This window comes from Symbioplanes lichenis, from assembly GCF_030709675.1.
Classification (GTDB): Bacteria; Actinomycetota; Actinomycetes; order Mycobacteriales; family Micromonosporaceae; genus Actinoplanes; species Actinoplanes lichenis.
Genome location: NZ_JAUZQD010000005.1, coordinates 220,922 through 238,566, shown reverse-complemented (window position 1 = coordinate 238,566; position 17,645 = coordinate 220,922). Strand labels below are relative to the sequence as shown.

Sequence of the window (17,645 nt, the reverse complement as noted above, 5' to 3'; positions counted from 1 at the left end):
TCCCAAGGGAAGGACCTCGCCGGTGGATCATCACTGCTCGTATATTGGTGCTTCTCTAAGCGTCACTCTTTCGGGCGGGCCTTGCGGGGTCCCCACGATGGCCTCTCCGGCCGGATCGATCTGCGATCGCGGCAGCACAGACGATGGCTCGCGGGGACGCCGACGGCAAGGCAAGATGCCGGATTGTGCAGTGTTTGTAGGGACGAGACTGACCGAACGGCTGATCCGGCTGACCGAATCGCCAGTTTCGCCGGACGAAAGTACGCCCGTGTCGCTAATGCCCTGTCAATCCGGACATCACTGGACCAACTTCCCGTACGCCGGCTTGATCACGTCGTTGATGAGCGCGAGCCGCTCGTCGTACGGGATGAAGGCGGATTTCATCGCATTGATCGTGAGCCACTGCAGCTCACTCCAGCCCCATCCGAACGCCTCGGACAGCAGCGCCATCTCCCGCGACATGGAAGTGCCGCTCATGAGCCGGTTGTCCGTGTTGACCGTGACCCGGAACCGGAGGTCGTGCAGCAGCTTGATCGGGTGCGTCGCGATCGACTCGGCCGCCCCGGTCTGCACGTTGGAGGAGGGGCACAGCTCCAGGGGGATGCGCTTGTCCCGGACGTAGGACGCCAGCCGGCCCAGCTTCCCGCCGGTGACGTCGTCCACGATGCGCACACCGTGGCCCAGCCGGTCCGCCCCGCACCACTGGATCGCCTGCCAGATCGACGGCAGCCCGAAGGCCTCGCCCGCGTGGATGGTGAAGTGGAAGTTCTCCCGCTGCAGGTACTCGAAGGCGTCGAGGTGCCGGGTGGGCGGGAAGCCCGCCTCCGCCCCGGCGATGTCGAAGCCCACCACGCCGGTGTCCCGATAGCGCACGGCCAGCTCGGCGATCTCCTGCGAGCGCGCGGCGTGCCGCATGGCGGTCAGCAGGGTGCCGACCCGGATGCGGTGCCCGGCCGCGGCCGCCTCGGCGCATCCCTCCTGGAAGCCCGCGTGCACGGCGTCGACGACCGCGTCGAGGGTCAGGCCGCGCTCGAGGTGCTGCTCCGGGGCGTACCGGATCTCGGCGTAGACCACGCCGTCGGCGGCCAGGTCGAGCGCGCACTCCTTGGCCACGCGGTGCAGGCCCTCCTCGGTCTGCATCACCGCGACCGTGTGCGCGAAGGTCTCCAGGTAGCGTTCCAGCGACCCGGAGTCCGCCGCGGCGACGAACCACTCCCCGAGGCGCGCCGGGTCGGTCTCGGGCAGCTCGTGCCCGACGGCCTCCGCCAGCTCCACGATCGTGGCCGGCCGCAGCCCGCCGTCGAGGTGGTCGTGGAGGAGGGCCTTCGGCGCCTGCACGATGTCGGCGTGGGAAATGACAGCCATCACCAGATGCTAGAGGTAAGTACCGAATGATCGATGGAGCCTTGCCGTATTTGCGGTGCCCCGTGTGCGGCGACACATTGGCCCGCCCGGACCCGGCGATCCTGCGCTGCCCCCGGCGGCATTCCTTCGACATCGCGCGGCAGGGCTACGTGAACCTCACCACCGGCCGCTCCCCGCACGACGGCGACTCGGCCGAGATGGTGGCGGACCGGGTGGCCTTCCTGGGCGCGGGTCACTACGACTTCATCACCGAAGCCCTGATCTCCCAGGTACGCCCGGCGGGGCTGATCCTCGACGCGGGCACGGGCACGGGCCACTATCTCGCCCGGCTCCTCGACGCGTGGGAGAACACCACGGGACTCGGGCTCGACGTCTCCAAGCCGGCCCTGCGCCGGGCCGCCCGCGCGCATCCCCGGGCCGCCGCGGCGCTCGCCGACCTGTGGCGCCCATGGCCCGTCGCCGACGCGTCAGCCGCGCTGGTGCTCAATGTCTTCGCCCCGCGCAACGGCCCCGAGTTCCGCCGGGTGCTGCGCGCGGGCGGGACATTGATCGTGGTCACCCCGGCCCAGGATCATCTGGGCGAGCTGATCGCCGCGCACGACCTGATCCGCGTCGATCCCGGCAAGGCGGAACGCGTCGCCGGGTCGCTCGGCGGCGATTTCGCAACAAAGAGCACGAGCACCCACCGCCGGCTGCTCGACCTCACCGCCGCCGAGGCGCGCACCCTGGTCGGGATGACGCCGAGCGCCCGGCACGTACACCGGGACGAGATCGCCGGCCTGACCACAACGGCGGCCGTGGAAATAACCGTTTATCAGGCGATCTAGACCGACAGGTCGACTTCTTCCCACTCCGGCGGACCCTCGTGGTACGGACCGGTGAAGATCACTGCCCATTCGAGAGCCCACCGCCGCTGTCCGATGGCATTGCTGTCCACCTCGCCGGGCAGCGGCGCCCCGGTCCGCTCCGCCTCCTGGAACGCCCAGTCCAGGCAGTAGTAGAGGTCGAGCAGCACCGCCGCGTCGACCGCGTCCCGGGGCGCCGGCAGCACCCGGGACCGCCAGTCGTTGAAGAGCTCGTTGCCCGGCAGGTCCGGCATCCGGGTCATCATCTGCGGCTCGGGCGGCGCGGTGGGGTCGAGGTGCCGGCTCAGCCCGAGCAGCCAGGCCAGCGCGAAGACCGCGTCGTGGTGCAGCACGAACGACCGGTGGTCCCCCACGTCCCCGGCGACGAACTGCCACTCGGGCGGGGTGACCCAGTCGACGATCTTCGAGTTGAGCAGCCAGCTCATCGCGGCCTCGGTGGGGAAGCCGAAGCAGCAGGCGACGACCACGTGCAGCACCGCCGCCCGCGCCTCCAGCTCCGCCACGGGCCGCAGCTCGATGCCGTCGCCGGGCTCCCACACCAGCGGGAAGCTCGGCGGCGGCAACGGCAGGCCCAGTCGCTCCAGCTCGTCGAGGCTGGCGTCGCGGACCGCGCGGGGATCGGGGGCGGCCTTCATGACGGGTCAGGCTATGCGGTCGATCAGCAGCCGCTCACGGGTGGGCGCGCCCGGCGCCACGGTCACCGCCGCCCGCGCGTCGGCCAGCGCCGCCGGGATCCGGGCGGCCTCGTCCGTACGCAACTCCAGCAGCACATCCCCCGCCCGCACCGCGTCGCCGGGGCGTTTGTGCAGCACCACGCCCGCGCCGAAGCTCACCGGGTCCTCCTTGCGGGCCCGTCCCGCCCCGAGCCGCCACGCCGCCAGTCCGGTGCCGAGCGCGTCCACCGTGGCGACGACACCGTCCTCGGCCGCCCGCAGGACTTCCGTCTCCCGGGCGACGGGCAGCGCCGCCGCCGGGTCGCCGCCCTGCGCCCGGATCATGGCGTTCCAGGTGTCCATGGCCTTGCCGGACGCGAGCACCCGCGCCGGATCGGCGTCGATCCCGGCCGCGTCGAGCATCTCGCGGGCCAGCGCCACGGTGAGCTCCACCACGTCGGCGGGCCCGCCACCGGCCAGCACCTCGACCGACTCGGCCACCTCGACGGCGTTGCCGATCGTCAGGCCCAGCGGCGTGTTCATGTCGGTGAGCAGGGCGACGGTCTTCACACCGTGCGCCTTGCCGAGCTCCACCATCGTGCGGGCAAGCTCCCGGGCGTCGGCCTCGTCCTTCATGAACGCGCCGGTGCCCACCTTCACGTCGAGGACCAGGGCGCCCGTACCCTCGGCGATCTTCTTGCTCATGATCGAGCTGGCGATGAGCGGGATGGCCTCGACCGTGCCGGTGACGTCGCGCAGGGCGTAGAGCTTGCGGTCGGCCGGGGCGAGCCCCTCCCCCGCGGCGCAGATCACCGCGCCCACGTCGCTGAGCTGCCCGACGAACTCCTCGTTGCTCAGCCGGGCGCGCCAGCCGGGGATCGACTCCAGCTTGTCGAGCGTCCCGCCCGTGTGCCCGAGCCCGCGCCCGGACAGCTGCGGTACGGCCGCCCCGCACGCCGCCACGAGCGGGGTCAGCGGCAGCGTGATCTTGTCACCGACGCCACCCGTGGAGTGCTTGTCCACGGTCGGCCGGGGAACGGCGGAGAGGTCCAGCCGCTCCCCGCTCGCGATCATCGCCGCCGTCCACCGGGCGATCTCGCCGCCCGACATCCCGCGCAGCAGGATCGCCATGGCCAGCGCCGACATCTGCTCGTCGGCCACCACACCCCGGGTGTACGCGTCGACGACCCAGTCGATCTGCGCGTCGGACAGCGCGTGCCCGTCCCGTTTCGCCCGGATGACGTCGACCGCCGCGAATTCCCCGCTCACTCTTCCCACCTCGTACCGATGCCCTCGGGTGCCTCGCCCTCGCCGGCCCAGAACAGGCCACCCTCGGCGTCCACGACGACGATCCGGGAGGTCCGGATGCGCCCCCACGTGACCGCCTCGGCCGCGCTGGCGAAGTTCGGGCCCTCCTCGAGGACGCCCTTCTCGGCGTCGCTCTCCTCGGGGCTGCCGCCGGACCGCTCCCAGTAGCCGGTCCAGACCTGCGCGCCGCCGGAGAGGTCCGGGTGCACGAACACCGTCCCGCGCCCGCGCCACTTGGCCAGCTGCACCGGCACGTCCGGCACCGCCGCCGGCCCGTTGACCTTCTCCAGGTCGTCCGGCCCGAAGGCGTGTGGCAGCAGCTCGGCCATCGTCAGCGGCCGGGGCAGCGCCTCGACGAGCATGTCCTTGCCCCCGTGCTCGTAGAGCAGCTGCCGGCAGCGCCCGCACGGCATCAGCGGCTGGCCGTTGGCGTCGACGCACGACATCGCCACCAGCCGCCCGCCCCCCGTGGCGTGCAGCGAGCTGACCAGCCCGCACTCGGCGCAGAGGCCGACACCGTACGACGCGTTCTCCACGTTGCACCCGACGATCACGCGGCCGTCGTCCACCAGGGCGGCGACTCCCACGGGAAAGTCGGAGTAGGGCGCGTACGCATGCCGCATCGCCTCGACGGCCGCGGCCCGCAATGCTCCCCAGTCGATCTCCATGACGCCGATTCTGCCAGGTCAGCTCTTCACGTAGGGCTGGCCGTCGGCGGCCGGCGCCCGCACCCGCCCGACGAGCCCGGCGACCGCCACGATCGTCGCCAGATAGGGCAGCATGTTGAGGAACTGGCTCGGCACCGGGCTGCCGACCGCGCTCAGATAGGTCGCCAGCTTCTGCGCGAAGCCGAAGAAGAGCGCCGCGCCCAACGCCCCGAAGGGTGTCCACCGGCCGAAGATGAGGGCGGCCAGGGCGATGAAGCCGGCGCCGGCCGTCATGTTCTTGTTGAAGCTGCCCGTGGCCACGAGCGTGAAGTAGGCACCGCCCGCGCCCGCGATGAGCCCGCCGAGCAGCACGTTCAGGTAGCGCAGGCCGCGCACCCGGATGCCGACCGTGTCCGCCGCCGTGGGGTGCTCGCCGACCGCGCGGGTGCGCAGGCCCCAGCGGGTCCGGGTCAGGGCGAAGTGCACGACGAAGACCAGGATCAGCGCGAGCCACACCAGCAGGTTGGTGTCGAAGAGGACCGGGCCGACGACCGGGATGTCGGCCAGGCCGGGGATGCGCCACTCGGGCATCTTGGGCGGCTGGTTGTAGGACTGGGCGTTCGGCTGCATGAGCCGCTCGTAGAGGAAGCCGGTCACGCCCAGCGCCAGCAGGTTGAGCACGATGCCGACGACGGTCTGGTCGACCAGGTAGCGGATGGCCAGCACGGCGAGGATGCCCGCGATGATCACGCCGCCCACGGCCGCGCTGAACAGGCCGGCCCACACGCTGGTGGCCATCGTGCCGACCAGCGCCGCGAAGAAGGCGCCCATGAGGAACTGGCCCTCGATGGCCACGTTGATCACGCCGGAGCGCTCGCCCAGGACGCCCGCGAGGGCGCCCAGGATCAGCGGCACGGCCAGCTCGAGCGTGCCGCTGACGGTGTCGACGAGCGGCAGGAACTTGCCCGCCACCTGCCAGCACAGGAAGGACAGCACGAAGGCGAGGATGCCTAGCGACAGCATGCTCGTCTGGAAGCGGCGCCACAGGCCGGCCAGCAGCACCCCGCCGGCGGCCAGCGCGATCACGCCGAAGAGGATCGCGCCGAGCTGACCGTTGATGCTGAACGCGGCGCCCTCGGCGTCGTCGCTCAGGGTGAAGCGGGCGGTCTCCGACGGCGCGAGCGCCCCGAAGAGCACGACGGCGAGCAGGCCGATGACGACCACGCCGACGCCCAGCCGGCGCTGCCGGTCCCAGAACGGGGCCGCGGCCGAGGTCTCCGGCCGTTCCACGGTTGCGGTGGACACCCCGGTCACCAGCCCTTCGCGATCGAGGTTCCGAGCCGCGCGGCACGGGCGGCGCGGAGGTGGAAGATGGCCTTCACCAGCGCGGGGGCGGCGATGAAGATGACGATGAGGGCCTGGAGCACGGTCACCAGCTCCAGCGAGATGCCGGAGAAGGACTGCATGCGGTTACCGCCCGCGCGCAGCGCGCCGAAGAGCAGCGCCGCCCACAGCGTGCCCCACGGCCGGTTGCGGCCGAGCAGCGCGACGAGCAGGCCGTCGAAGCCGATGTTGCCCGCGACCGCCGGGGTCAGCGCATAGGCGGTGCCCAGCACCTGCGTCGCGCCGCCCAGGCCGGCCAGGGCGCCGGCCACGACCATGAGCAGGGTGTACGTCTTGGCGACGCTGATGCCCGCCGTCCGCGCGGCGTGCGAGTTGGCGCCCACCGCCCGCAGCTCGAAGCCGAAGGCCGAGCGGTTCAGCAGCCACGCGACCCCGGCCGTGGCCAGGACGGCAAGCACGATGCCGAGGTTGGCCCGCAGCTCGCCGCCGAACGACGGGAGCTGGGCCGAGCCCTTCACCGTCTCGCTGATCGCGTCGGAGCGGCCCTCCTGCTGCACGCCCTTCTGCAGGATCAGCCAGCCCAGGAAGAGGTTGGCCGTGTAGTTGAGCATGATGCAGACGATGACCTCGTGGGCGCCGGTCCGGGCCTTGAGGATGCCCGGCACGAAGCCCCAGAGCGCCCCGCCGATCGCGCCGGCCAGCAGCGCGGCGATCAGGTGGATGACCGGGGGCAGCGGCAGCGCGAAGCCCGCCACGCCCGCCAGGACCGTGCCCATGATCGCCTGACCCTGGCCGCCGATGTTGAACAGGCCGCCGCGGAACGCCAGGGCCACCGACAGGCCGGTGAAGACGAGCGGGGCCGCGTACGTCAGGGTCTCGGAGATCGGGAAGAACACCTGCTTCCAGGTGCCGCTGCCGTCCGCCGCCGCGGAGATCGCCGCCGGGTCGAGGATCGCACCCTTGAAGAGATCGGCGTACGCGTTGCTGACGATGTCCCAGCTGGCGGTGAGCGCGTCACTGGGCCGGGCGGTGAAGTAGCTGAACGTGTTGAGCACGTTCTCGTCGGAGACGATGATCAGCACCGCACCGATGATCATGGCCAGCACGATCGACAGCACCGTCACGGTGACCGTGTTCGCCGCCCACAGGTTGTGCAGGAAGTGGCTGAGGAAGGAATCCTCGCGCTTCTCCTCCGCCGGGGGCGCGGCCTTTTCCTCGGTGGTCACTCTGTCCCCTCATCAGCGGAAGCGGGCGAATCGCCGGCCTCGAAAACCGGCGCGGCCGGCGCGTCGCCGGTGATCCCGGCCATCAGCAGGCCGAGCTTGTCGCGCGGAGTGTCCGGCGGCACGATCGCCAGCACCTTGCCGCGGTACATCACGGCGATCCGGTCGGCGAGCCCCACGACCTCGTCCAGCTCGCTCGAGACCACCAGCACCGCGGTGCCCACGTCCCGCTCGCGCACGATGCGGCCGTGGATGAACTCGATCGAGCCGACGTCCACGCCGCGGGTCGGCTGGCTGGCGATGAAGAGCCGCAGCGGCCGCGACATCTCCCGGGCCACGACGACCTTCTGCTGGTTGCCGCCGGAGAGCGTGCCGACCGCGGTGCCCGTCGACGAGGCGCGGATGTCGAACTCGTCGACCAGCTCGCGCGCCTTGGTGCCGACCGCTGCCGAGTCCAGGCGCAGGGCGTTCCCGTACGGCTCCCGGTCGTACTGGTCGAGCACCAGGTTCTCCGCGACGGTGAACTCCTTGACCACCCCGTCGAGGCTGCGGTCCTCGGGCACGTAGCCGACGCCGGAGCGCAGGATCTGCTTGGTGCTCATGGCGGTGAGGTCCTCGTTGTCGACCTGGATCGACCCGGTGCGCACCGGGCGCAGCCCCATGACCGCCTCGACGAGCTCGGTCTGCCCGTTGCCCTGGACGCCCGCGATGCCGAGCACCTCGCCGGCCCGTACGGTCAGGTCGACGCCGTCGACGGCGCGCACGCCCCGGTCGTCGTCCACGACCAGGCCGGTGATGCTGAGCACCTCGCGGCCGGGCTCGGCGGGCTCCTTGGCCACCTCGAGCGAGACCGCCCGGCCGACCATGAGGGCCGCGAGCTCGTCCTCGGGGGTGTCCGGGGTGGCCGTGCCGACGGTCTGCCCGCGCCGGATCACGGTGATCCGGTCGGCGATGGCCTTGACCTCTTTGAGCTTGTGGGTGATGAAGACGATCGACTTGCCGGCCGCGCAGAGCCCGCGCATGACCGTGAGCAGCTCCTCGGTCTCCTGCGGGGTGAGCACCGCCGTCGGCTCGTCGAGGATGAGCAGGTCGACGTCGCGGGTGAGGGCCTTGACGATCTCGACCCGCTGCTGGGCGCCGACGGGGAGGTTCTCGACCAGGGCGTCGGGGTCGCAGGGCAGGCCGTAGCGCTCGGAGACCTCGAGCACCTCGCGGCGGGCCCGGCGCCGGTCGAGGAAGCCGAGGCGGGTCCGTTCGGAGCCGAGCGCGATGTTCTCCGCCACGGTGAAGACGGGGACCAGCATGAAGTGCTGGTGGACCATGCCGATGCCGGCGGCGATGGCGTCACGGGGGCTGCGGAAGGTCCGCGCCTCGCCGTCGACCAGGATCTCGCCCTCGTCCGGCTGCAGCAGGCCGTAGAGCTGGTTCATCAGGGTGGACTTGCCGGCACCGTTCTCGCCGAGGAGGGCGTGGACCTCGCCGGGCTCGACGGTCAGGTCGATGTGGTCGTTGGCCACCAGGTCGCCGAAGCGCTTGGTGATGCCACGCAGCTCGAGTCTCAGCGGGATCTCCTGGGGGCGAGGTGCCGATGCGTAACGCGAGGGACGTTATAACAGCCGGAGCAGAGCCGCCGCGCAGGTCGGGGAGGATGTGCCTCCCGCGACCCGCACGGCGGCGGGAACTACTGGTGGAGCAGCGTCACTTGGGCGCGTTGGGCGACTCGACCTTCACGGTGCCCGCGATGATGTCGGCCTTGAGCTTCTCGACCTCGGACTTGAGGGTCGCGTCGACCTTGCTGTCGAACTGGTTGTACGGCGCGAGGCCGACCCCGTCGTTCTTCAGGTCGCCCAGGTAGCCCGGGGTCGCGTTGAGGGCCTGGCCCTGCGCGCCCTGCGCCACGGCCTCCTTGACGGCCTCGTTGATGTTCTTGACGACGGTGGTCAGGAACACGTCGCAGTACTGCTCGGCGCTCTTGCAGCCGTCCTGGTCGACCCAGATGACCGTGGTCTTGCCGCCGGACGCCTTGGCGACGTCCGCGGTGCCCAGGCCGGTGCCGCCGGCGACCGGCATGATCACGTCGGCGCCCTGGGCGACGAACGTGTTGGTGATCGCCTTGCCCTTGTTCTGGTCGCCGAAGTTCTCGGCGAAGGTGCCGTTCTGCTTGGCCTTGTCCCAGCCGAGCACCTGGACGCTCTTGCTCTTCTGCTGGTTGAAGTACGCCACGCCGTCGGCGAAGCCGTCCATGAAGACGGTGACCGGCGGGATCTTCAGACCGCCGTAGGTCGCGACCTTGCCCGACTTCGAGTAACCCGCGGCGAGGTAGCCGGCGAGGAACGCGGCCTGGTCGGTGCGGAACTGCATCGGGTAGACGTTCTTGGCGTCCGCGATGGCGCTGTCCACGATGCCGAACTGCTGGTTGGCGTTCTCCGTGGCGACCTTCTTGGTGGCGTCGCCCATGAGGCCGCCGACCGAGAGGATGAAGTTGCACTTCTGCGTCACGAACTGGCGCAGGTTGGGCTCGTAGTCGGCCTCGGCGGTCGACGCGACGTACTTGGGGTCGACGTTGCTCGCCGACTCCTTGGCGGCCTGCAGGCCGGCCCACGCCGAGGCGTTGAAGGACCGGTCGTCGATGCCGCCGGTGTCGGTGACCATGCAGGCCTTGTAGGCCGCGGCGGCGCTCGCGCCGGAACCGGACGGGGAGTCCTCAGGGGCGTCGCCACAGGCCGCGGCGGCGAGCGTCAGCCCACCCGCCGCGAGAATCGCAACGATTCGCTTGGCACGTACTGGGCGCAACACGCCCTCCTTCCACAGCGCACCGCCGCTCGCGGTGCGTCACAGGACGGGAGCGTAGCCGCAGGCCAGGGCGACGGCAGGAAATCCGGCCGTACTGTTGGCGCACCGTTACCTGTCCGCAATCGCCGGTCCGATCCGGACTGTCCGGCGTTGCAGAAGGCACCAAATCGTCCGTTTTTCGCGTAACACGCCGTTAATCTTTCGGCGCACCGGCCCCAACGACCGACGAATCGTCGGTGACGCGCGGGCGGGGCCGGGCCGCTCGCCAGCCGCGGACACCGAGCACGCCGACCACGGTCCCGATGATCAGCGACGCCCCGATGAGGAGCGCGTGGATCGTCAGGAACGCGGTCGGCGATCCGTCGGTGAACGACCGCTCGTCGCGCCAGATCGCCAGGCCGAAGCGGGGCCAGATGAGCCAGGTCCACACGCCGACCGCGATCAGGAAGGCGGACCACCGCCGGGAGAGCATCACCGCTGAAGTATGCGCCGTCAGGCCGCCGGCACCGGCTGCGGCGTCGCCTCCGGCGTCTTGCCCGCGAGGCCCCGCGAGGCCAGGTCCGTGCCGCGGCGCCCGGCCGCGACGAGCAGCAGACCACCGAGGGCGTACGCCCCCAGCACCGCGAAGGCCAGGCCGGCCCCCGCCCCGTCGAAGTACGCGACCGCCCGCACGACGCTCGACCCCGCACCGATCGGCAGGTACTGCCCGACCGCGCCCCACGGCTGAGGCAGCAACTCGGGAGCCGCCGTCACCCCGGACAGCGGGTTGCCGATCAGGAAGATCGTGACCGCGGCGAGGGCGGCGCCGGGGCGATCGGCCACCGCACCGAGCCCGCACACCGTGGCCGCGACGGCCAGCGCGAACAACGCGAGTCCCCCGGCGACCGCGAAGTAGTTGCCGGGCAGGACGTCGAGCCAGAACTGCTGCACCGCGGCACCGGCCAGGCCCGCGCCGGTCGCGAAGAGGGTGACCGCCAGCAACCGCGCCGCCCGCCGCCGGACGAGCAGGAAGGCGAGCAGCCCGGCGACCAGGCTCGTCATCGCCAGGGGCAGGAACGCCGCGCCGAAGCCGGCACCCCGGGGGTCGGCGGCCATGGTCGGCACCACGTCGGTGACCGGCCGCCCGGGCGCGAGCTCGGCCGCCGCCTGGGTGAGCAGCGTCGCCACGGCGGGACTGGCGGCGGATGCGATGTGCATCTCCGGGCCGGCCGCGCCGAGGACGATCGACCCGTACACCTCGTGATCGCGCAGCGCGGCGTCGCCGTCCGGCACGATCCTGATGTCGAAGGCGCCGGGCCGGGCCGCCTCGAGGCGCGCGGCGAGCTGTCCGGCGGCGGGCTGCGGACCGGCGACGGCGAGCGGCAGGTCACGCGGGGCGAGATGGGTGGCCGGGCCGGCGAACAGGGGCACCAGCAGGGCTTGCACGGCGACGACGGCGACAGCGAGCAGCACGGCCAGCGTGACCGGCCGTCGGGTGGCGGACATGGCGATCTCCTTAAAACGAACGCTCGTTCTCTTGCGGAGAGCATGCGCCCCGGCGTCGCCCGCTGTCAACGAACGAGCGTTCGTTTTAAAGTTGGCGCATGCCCCGCGTCTCCGAGGACCACATGAACGCCCGCCGCGAGCAGATCCTCGCCGCGGCCCGCACCTGCTTCCTGCGCAACGGGATCCACAACACGTCGATGCAGGACCTGATCCAGGAGGCGGGGCTCTCGGTCGGCGCGGTCTACCGCTACTTCAAGTCGAAGACGGAGATCATCAACGCGATCTCGCAGACGTTCACCGGCGGCATCACCACCGGCCTCACCCAGGTGTCGGAGGACCCGGAGCTGGGTCTGCTGGATGCCATGAGCCAGGCCCTCGATCTGGTCGAGGCGCAGGTCGGCCCGGGCGGCATGTTCCCGCTGGGCATCCAGGTCTGGGGCGAGGCCATGCGCGACCCGGCCATCGCCGAGATCGTCAAGGCGCGCTACGGCGAGATGCGCACGCCTTTCGTGGCCGTCGCCCGGCGCGCCGTCGAGCGCGGTGAGCTGCCGGCGGGCACCGATCCCGAGGCGGTCGCGTCCGTACTGTTCGGCTCACTGCCCGGATTCGCCCTGCAACGCACGCTCATCGGCACGCCGGACAAGGCCACCTACCTCGCCGGACTCCACGCGCTGCTCGCTCGTTAGCCGCCGGACAGCTGGGCGGCGATGCGGGCGAAGCCCTCGCGGACCTCGGCCTCCGACGGCGGCCGGCCGGGCGTGGTGTGCCGGGGCTCCTCGTCGCCGAAGCTCTCCGCCTCGAGATCGTCGGGCTGCCCGGTCTTGGCCAGCGCCACCTCCTTGCGGATGGCCTCGGCGTCGGCGAGCGGCAGCAGCGGCTCGACGACGGCCATCAGCTCCTCGTCCGCGACGACGGCCTGCGCGAGGGCGAGCGCGTGCGGGCGCTCGTAGGGGCCGCAGACCAGCGGCTCCCACTCCTCGTCGTCGTTCAGCGCGCCGATGGTGATGATCCACGGCAGGTGCGCCACCGGTGAGTCCGGCGGCAGGTGCAGCGTCACGAGTGTGCCCACGGGCCTCATCATTCCGGGCGGTTGTGCCGAATCCAGGTATTTTGTCCCACCGGGGCAGTTTTATCGTCCGCCGAGAGGTCGACCACGCGACCGTGCGGACTGGTCGCTGCCCACGACGCCCCGAAGAGCAGCAACTGGTTGAAGACGTACAGGTAGACCAGCACGCCGACGGCGCTGGCCACCAGACCGTACGCCGGGTTGCGCTGGATCAGGCCGACGAAGGACTTGCCGACCGTGTTGAGCAGGTAGATGCCGATGCCGACCTGCAGGACCGGGGGCGCCATGCGGCGTACGGTCATCCGCAGCCGGGGCACCGCGGCCAGCAACGCCGCCGCCAGCAGCATGTCGATGCCCAGGGTGAGCAGCGTGCTGATCACCGACAGCACCGTGCCCGCCCGGCCGTCGGCCACCCAGGTCAGCAGCGTCTCCAGCCCGTAGACCGCGCCCACCGAGACGATGAGCAGCAGCAGGATGCCGACCAGCACCAGCAGGTCGACGGCCTGCCGGACGCCGATGTAGCCGGGCTGCTCGTTGAGCCGCCAGATCAGCCGCTGCGACGAGCGGATCGCCTCGATCCAGCCGATGCCGGTGAAGACCAGGCCGACCAGGCCCACGATGCCGACGGTCTTGCCGCTGTCGAGGATGGCCTGGATGTCGAGGAACGGCAGGTTCTCGCGCAGGAAGCGCTGCACGATGTCGAAGAGCCCGACGTTGGAGTCGATCAGGAAGCCGAAGACCGAGTAGCCGATCAGCGCCAGCGCGAAGACCGCGAAGAACCCGTAGTAGGCGATCGCCGCGGCGAGCCGCCCGCCGAGCACCTCGTCGTAGCGCAGGACGGCCCGCGCGAAGTGGTCGAAGTACGGCGAGCGGTGCCGCAGAGCGAGGATGCGCTGCTCGACCGCCGCGTACGCCCGGTCGATGGCGTTCACGCGCCCGACCGTACCGAAAGATCCACTAAGGGTGGCGCAGGCCACCCAATGTGTACTCGCGGCGGCGCTGCCACGGGCGCTCGCCGTCCGTGAGGTCGTGCGAGAACAGCGTGAACCCCGGCACCTCGAACCGCGCTTCGAACTCGGCGAGGTCGTCGAAGACCGCGTCCAGCGCCGCGCTCGGCACGTCCTGGGCCACGGTCACGTGCGGGTGATAGGGGAACCGGGAGTCGCGGTGCACCTCCTCGGCCGCCACGATCGCCTCGGCGAGCAGCTCGCACTCGCTGATGCCGGCGGCCAGGGTCACGAAGACCACCTCGGTGACCGGCCGGAACGTACCGGTGCCGCGCAGGTGGATTGTGAACGGCCGGTGCTCGGTCGCCACCGCCTCGAGGTGCTTCTCGATCCGGGGCAGCGCCTCGGGCTCGATCTCCGTGGGACCGAGCAGCGTGACGTGCGCCGGGGTCCAGGCCGCCTGCGGGTCACCGGCCTCCGCCCGGCGCCGGGTGAGCAGCGGCCCCCACGGCTCCGGGATGTCGATCGCCACCCCGATGCGGGTGACGGCCGGGTCGAGCGGGCCCACCGGCCTCAGGCCCCGCGCGCCGGCGCGAGGAAGCCGACGTTCTGATAGGCCTTGGCCAGGGTCGCCGCGGAGACGGCCCGCGCCTTCTCGGCCCCGATGGTGAGCACCTTGTCGAGGTGCGACGGGTCCTCGAGGTAGGCCCGGGTGCGCTCCTGGATCGGCTTGACGAACTCGACGACGATCTCGGCGAGGTCCTTCTTGAGATCGCCGTAACCGCGGCCGTCGTACGCCTCGAGCAGATCGTCTATGGTCCGCCCGGTGAGCGCCGCGTAGATCGTCAGCAGGTTGCTGATGCCCGGCTTGTTCACCTCGTCGTAGAGGATCTCGCGCCCGGTGTCGGTGACCGCCGACTTGATCTTCTTGGCCGACCGGCCGGGCTCCTCGAGCAGCTCGATGATGCCGTTGGGCGACGACGCCGACTTGCTCATCTTCGAGGTCGGGTCCTGCAGGTCGACGATCTTCGCGGTGTCCTTGACGATGTACGCCTCGGGCTGCGTGAAGGTCTTGCCGAACCGGCTGTTGAAGCGCTGCGCCAGGTCGCGTGTGAGCTCGAGGTGCTGCCGCTGATCCTCGCCGACCGGCACCGCGTCGGCCTGGTAGAGCAGGATGTCCGCCGCCTGCAGGATCGGGTAGGTGAAGAGGCCGACGCTGGCGCTGTCGGTGCCCTGCTTGGCCGACTTGTCCTTGAACTGCACCATGCGGCCGGCCTCGCCGAAGCCGGTGATGCAGCTCAGCACCCAGGCGAGCTGCGCGTGCTCGGGGACGTGCGACTGCACGAAGAGGGTGCAGCGCTCGGGGTCGAGCCCGACGGCGAGCAGCTGGGCGACCGAGAGACGCGTCCTGTTCCGCAGGGCCACGGGGTCGTGCCCGGCCGTGATGGCGTGCAGGTCGACCACGCAGTAGAACGCGTCGGCCGTCTCCTGCATCGCGACCCAGTTGCGCACCGCGCCCAGATAGTTGCCGAGGTGGAACGAGTCGGCGGTGGGCTGGATGCCGGAGAGCACCCGGGGACGGTGAGCGGCGTCGGACATGAGCGCCATCATTGCACTTTTCCCTCAGTCGGGGCTCGCCGGGCTTTGCGTGCCGGGCAATGTTCAACCATGTTGACTTCTGATCGATTTTGGTGGAATCTCGAACACAGGGTTCCCCGGGTGGGAGCACAGCAGGCCCGCCTACGCTGGGCGTGGCTGGTGTGGCGTGAACCGGAGGTCAATGTCGTGAAACTGCTCGTCACCGGAGGCGCCGGCTATGTCGGCAGCGTCACCAGCCGGCTGTTGCTGGAGGCCGGGCACGAGGTCACCGTCCTGGACAACCTCAGCAACGGGCACCGCGAGGCCGTCGCCCCGGGCGCGACCTTCGTCGAGGCGGACATCAAGGACGCGGCCACCGTGCTCACCCCCGGCGCCGGCTTCGACGCGGTGCTGCACTTCGCCGGGCTGATCCAGGCCGGCGAGTCGATGCACAAGCCGGAGCTCTACTGGGACCACAACGTCAAGCGCTCCCTGGCGCTGCTCGACGCGGTCCGGGCGGCCGGCGTCCGCCGCTTCGTCTTCTCCTCCACCGCCGCGGTCTACGGCAACCCCAGCGAGAATCCGATCACCGAGGGCGCGGCCAAGGCCCCGACCAACACGTACGGGGCCACGAAGCTCGCCTTCGACTACGCGCTCACCTCCGAGGCCTTCGCGCACGGGCTCGCCGCGGTGTCGCTGCGCTACTTCAACGTCGCCGGGGCCCTGATCCGCGAGGACGGCACCCAGGTCGGCGAGCGGCACGACCCCGAGACGCACATCATCCCGATCACCCTGCAGGTCGCCGCGGGCCGGCGGGACAAGCTGCAGCTCTTCGGCGACGACTACCCGACCGCCGACGGCACGTGCGTCCGCGACTACATCCACGTCCAGGACCTCGCCCGCGCCCACCTGCTGGCCCTCGACGCGGCCACTGCCGGCGAGCACAAGATCTACAACCTGGGCAACGGCAACGGCTTCTCCAACCGCCAGGTCGTCGAGGCGGCCCGCGAGGTCACCGGCGCGGAGATTCCGCTCGAGATCGCCCCGCCCCGCGAGGGCGACCCGGCCACCCTGGTCGCCTCGTCGCAGCGGGCCCGCGACGAGCTGGGCTGGGTCCCGGAGAAGAACACCCTGGCCGACATGATCGGGGACGCCTGGGCGTTCTACCGGTCGCACAACCTGGCGTGATGGGATCAAGCACATGACAGTCGCGTCCTCGGCCGCAGCGGCCTTCACCTCGACCTACGGCACCGAGCCGGCCGCGCTCTACGCGGCGCCCGGGCGGGTCAACCTGATCGGTGAGCACACCGACTACAACGACGGCTTCGTGCTGCCCTTCGCGCTGCCCCAGCAGGTCGTGGCCGCCGCGGCCCGGCACGACGAGCCCGGCTGGACCGTGTGCTCCGACTTCGCCGACGCCCCGGTCAGCTTCGGTGTGACCGAGCCGGGCGAGGTCAAGGACTGGGCCGCCTACATCGCCGGCGTCGTCTGGGCGCTGGGCGAAGCCGGATTCGACGTGCCGCCGGCGCGCATCGCGCTGTCGTCGGACGTACCCCTGGGGGCCGGTGTCTCCTCCTCCGCCGCGCTCGAGTCGGCCGTGCTGACCGCCCTGGTGGACCTCGGCGGCATCGACCTGCCCGTCGACAAGCGGCCCGCGGTGGCCCAGCGCGCGGAGAACGTCTACGTCGGCGCCCCGACCGGGATCATGGACCAGTCGGCTTCCATCCGCTGCCAGGAAGGCAAGGCGCTCTTCCTGGACTGCCGCTCCGAGGAGGTCGAGCAGATCCCGTTCGACCTGGCGGCCGCGGGGCTGGCCATGCTGATCATCAACAGCAACGCGCCGCACCAGCACGTCGACGGCGAGTACGGCGCCCGGCGCAAGTCGTGCGAGGAGGGCGCCCGCCTGCTCGGCGTCCCCGCCCTGCGCGACGTCGCGATCGGCGACCTGGAGGCCGCGCTGGCCCGGCTCGACGACGACGTGATCAAGCGCCGGGTCCGGCACATCGTCACCGAGAACCAGCGGGTGCTCGACACCGTGGCCCTGCTGCGCGAGGGCCGGGTCCGCGAGATCGGCCCCCTGCTCACCGCCTCCCACGCCTCCATGCGCGACGACTTCGAGATCACCGTCGCCCAGGTCGACGTGGCGGTCGAGGCGGCGCTGGCGGCGGGGGCCTACGGGGCGCGGATGACCGGCGGCGGCTTCGGCGGATGCGTGCTGGCGCTGGTCGACGCGGACCAGGCCGCTTCGACGACGGCGGCGGTCGAGCGGGCGTACGCGGAGAAGGGGTTCACCGCCCCCACCGTCTGGTCGGCTACGCCGGGGCCGGGTGCGCGCAAGCTCTGAGTTCTTTCCCCGCGGCCGGCATTCTC

Annotated in this window: 18 protein-coding genes; 4 read left to right on the top strand and 14 right to left on the bottom strand. The window is 71.2% G+C overall.

The window, feature by feature from the left end; genetic code table 11:
• Nucleotides 1–297: 297 nt before the first annotated feature.
• Nucleotides 298–1,365 carry an adenosine deaminase gene (locus tag RAN62_RS14005; protein ID WP_305785024.1) on the bottom strand — a complete coding sequence of 356 codons (1,068 nt, stop codon included), beginning with the start codon at nt 1,363–1,365 and terminating at the stop codon, nt 298–300.
• Nucleotides 1,366–1,391: 26 nt separating this feature from the next.
• Between RAN62_RS14005 and RAN62_RS14000 the strand changes: the two genes are divergently transcribed.
• Entirely contained in the window at nt 1,392–2,192 is an 801-nt protein-coding gene (locus tag RAN62_RS14000) for a putative RNA methyltransferase (protein ID WP_305785023.1), read from the top strand.
• Here the strand turns inward: RAN62_RS14000 and RAN62_RS13995 are convergent.
• The 9 genes from RAN62_RS13995 to RAN62_RS13955 form a co-directional block, all read right to left on the bottom strand.
• Nucleotides 2,189–2,866 (bottom strand): DUF4272 domain-containing protein, encoded by a 678-nt coding sequence (locus tag RAN62_RS13995; RefSeq protein ID WP_305785022.1) that lies wholly within the window; start codon nt 2,864–2,866, stop codon nt 2,189–2,191. The two genes, RAN62_RS14000 and RAN62_RS13995, sit on opposite strands and share 4 nt — an antisense overlap.
• A gap of 6 nt (nt 2,867–2,872) precedes the next feature.
• Nucleotides 2,873–4,153, bottom strand: a complete 1,281-nt coding sequence (locus tag RAN62_RS13990; protein ID WP_305785021.1) for a thymidine phosphorylase — start codon at nt 4,151–4,153, stop codon at nt 2,873–2,875.
• Nucleotides 4,150–4,860, bottom strand: coding sequence for a cytidine deaminase (locus RAN62_RS13985; protein WP_305785020.1), 711 nt, complete (start codon nt 4,858–4,860; stop codon nt 4,150–4,152). The genes RAN62_RS13990 and RAN62_RS13985 overlap by 4 nt, the downstream gene beginning before the upstream one ends.
• Nucleotides 4,861–4,878: 18 nt before the next feature.
• Complete coding sequence (locus tag RAN62_RS13980) at nt 4,879–6,144, bottom strand: ABC transporter permease (RefSeq protein ID WP_305785019.1); 1,266 nt, start codon at nt 6,142–6,144, stop codon at nt 4,879–4,881.
• 5 nt (nt 6,145–6,149) lie between these two features.
• On the bottom strand, nt 6,150–7,409 hold the full coding sequence (locus tag RAN62_RS13975; protein ID WP_438874501.1) for an ABC transporter permease: 1,260 nt from the start codon (nt 7,407–7,409) through the stop codon (nt 6,150–6,152).
• On the bottom strand, nt 7,406–8,923 hold the full coding sequence (locus RAN62_RS13970; RefSeq protein WP_369077167.1) for an ABC transporter ATP-binding protein: 1,518 nt from the start codon (nt 8,921–8,923) through the stop codon (nt 7,406–7,408). The genes RAN62_RS13975 and RAN62_RS13970 overlap by 4 nt, the downstream gene beginning before the upstream one ends.
• 181 nt (nt 8,924–9,104) lie before the next feature.
• Complete coding sequence (locus tag RAN62_RS13965; protein WP_305785018.1) at nt 9,105–10,199, bottom strand: BMP family lipoprotein; 1,095 nt, start codon at nt 10,197–10,199, stop codon at nt 9,105–9,107.
• 193 nt (nt 10,200–10,392) lie between these two features.
• Nucleotides 10,393–10,671: an SCO4848 family membrane protein gene (locus tag RAN62_RS13960; RefSeq protein WP_305785296.1), complete on the bottom strand. Its 279-nt coding sequence runs from the start codon at nt 10,669–10,671 to the stop codon at nt 10,393–10,395.
• Between the two features lie 20 nt (nt 10,672–10,691).
• Nucleotides 10,692–11,684 (bottom strand): hypothetical protein, encoded by a 993-nt coding sequence (locus RAN62_RS13955; RefSeq protein ID WP_305785017.1) that lies wholly within the window; start codon nt 11,682–11,684, stop codon nt 10,692–10,694.
• Between the two features lie 98 nt (nt 11,685–11,782).
• On the opposite strand from RAN62_RS13955, the gene RAN62_RS13950 reads away from it, so the two are divergent.
• Entirely contained in the window at nt 11,783–12,370 is a 588-nt protein-coding gene (locus RAN62_RS13950; RefSeq protein ID WP_305785016.1) for a TetR/AcrR family transcriptional regulator, read from the top strand.
• On the opposite strand, the gene RAN62_RS13945 is transcribed toward RAN62_RS13950, so the two are convergent.
• From RAN62_RS13945 to trpS, 4 genes are read right to left on the bottom strand one after another with little or no spacing between them, the layout of a single operon-like run.
• Complete coding sequence (locus tag RAN62_RS13945; RefSeq protein ID WP_305785015.1) at nt 12,367–12,753, bottom strand: hypothetical protein; 387 nt, start codon at nt 12,751–12,753, stop codon at nt 12,367–12,369. The two genes, RAN62_RS13950 and RAN62_RS13945, sit on opposite strands and share 4 nt — an antisense overlap.
• A gap of 8 nt (nt 12,754–12,761) precedes the next feature.
• Complete coding sequence (locus tag RAN62_RS13940) at nt 12,762–13,682, bottom strand: YihY/virulence factor BrkB family protein (protein ID WP_305785014.1); 921 nt, start codon at nt 13,680–13,682, stop codon at nt 12,762–12,764.
• A gap of 25 nt (nt 13,683–13,707) precedes the next feature.
• Entirely contained in the window at nt 13,708–14,265 is a 558-nt protein-coding gene (locus RAN62_RS13935) for a 2'-5' RNA ligase family protein (RefSeq protein WP_305785013.1), read from the bottom strand.
• Nucleotides 14,266–14,270: 5 nt separating this feature from the next.
• Nucleotides 14,271–15,296, bottom strand: coding sequence for a tryptophan--tRNA ligase (trpS, locus tag RAN62_RS13930; protein ID WP_305785012.1), 1,026 nt, complete (start codon nt 15,294–15,296; stop codon nt 14,271–14,273).
• Nucleotides 15,297–15,455: 159 nt separating this feature from the next.
• Between trpS and galE the strand changes: the two genes are divergently transcribed.
• Both galE and galK read left to right on the top strand, forming a co-directional pair.
• Complete coding sequence (gene galE / locus RAN62_RS13925) at nt 15,456–16,463, top strand: UDP-glucose 4-epimerase GalE (protein WP_305785295.1); 1,008 nt, start codon at nt 15,456–15,458, stop codon at nt 16,461–16,463.
• A gap of 13 nt (nt 16,464–16,476) precedes the next feature.
• Nucleotides 16,477–17,619: a galactokinase gene (gene galK, locus RAN62_RS13920; RefSeq protein ID WP_305785011.1), complete on the top strand. Its 1,143-nt coding sequence runs from the start codon at nt 16,477–16,479 to the stop codon at nt 17,617–17,619.
• Nucleotides 17,620–17,645: the final 26 nt, after the last annotated feature.

Excerpts from the sequence above, each read along its gene's own strand:
- RAN62_RS13995 (WP_305785022.1), bottom strand. The coding sequence starts at position 2,866 with ATGAAGGCCGCCCCCGATCCCCGCGCGGTCCGCGACGCCAGCCTCGAC.
- RAN62_RS13950 (WP_305785016.1), top strand. The coding sequence starts at position 11,783 with ATGCCCCGCGTCTCCGAGGACCACATGAACGCCCGCCGCGAGCAGATC.
- trpS (WP_305785012.1), bottom strand. The coding sequence starts at position 15,296 with ATGTCCGACGCCGCTCACCGTCCCCGGGTGCTCTCCGGCATCCAGCCC.
- RAN62_RS14000 (WP_305785023.1), top strand. The coding sequence starts at position 1,392 with ATGATCGATGGAGCCTTGCCGTATTTGCGGTGCCCCGTGTGCGGCGAC.
- RAN62_RS13985 (WP_305785020.1), bottom strand. The coding sequence starts at position 4,860 with ATGGAGATCGACTGGGGAGCATTGCGGGCCGCGGCCGTCGAGGCGATG.
- RAN62_RS14005 (WP_305785024.1), bottom strand. The coding sequence starts at position 1,365 with ATGGCTGTCATTTCCCACGCCGACATCGTGCAGGCGCCGAAGGCCCTC.
- galK (WP_305785011.1), top strand. The coding sequence starts at position 16,477 with ATGACAGTCGCGTCCTCGGCCGCAGCGGCCTTCACCTCGACCTACGGC.
- RAN62_RS13960 (WP_305785296.1), bottom strand. The coding sequence starts at position 10,671 with ATGCTCTCCCGGCGGTGGTCCGCCTTCCTGATCGCGGTCGGCGTGTGG.
- RAN62_RS13955 (WP_305785017.1), bottom strand. The coding sequence starts at position 11,684 with ATGTCCGCCACCCGACGGCCGGTCACGCTGGCCGTGCTGCTCGCTGTC.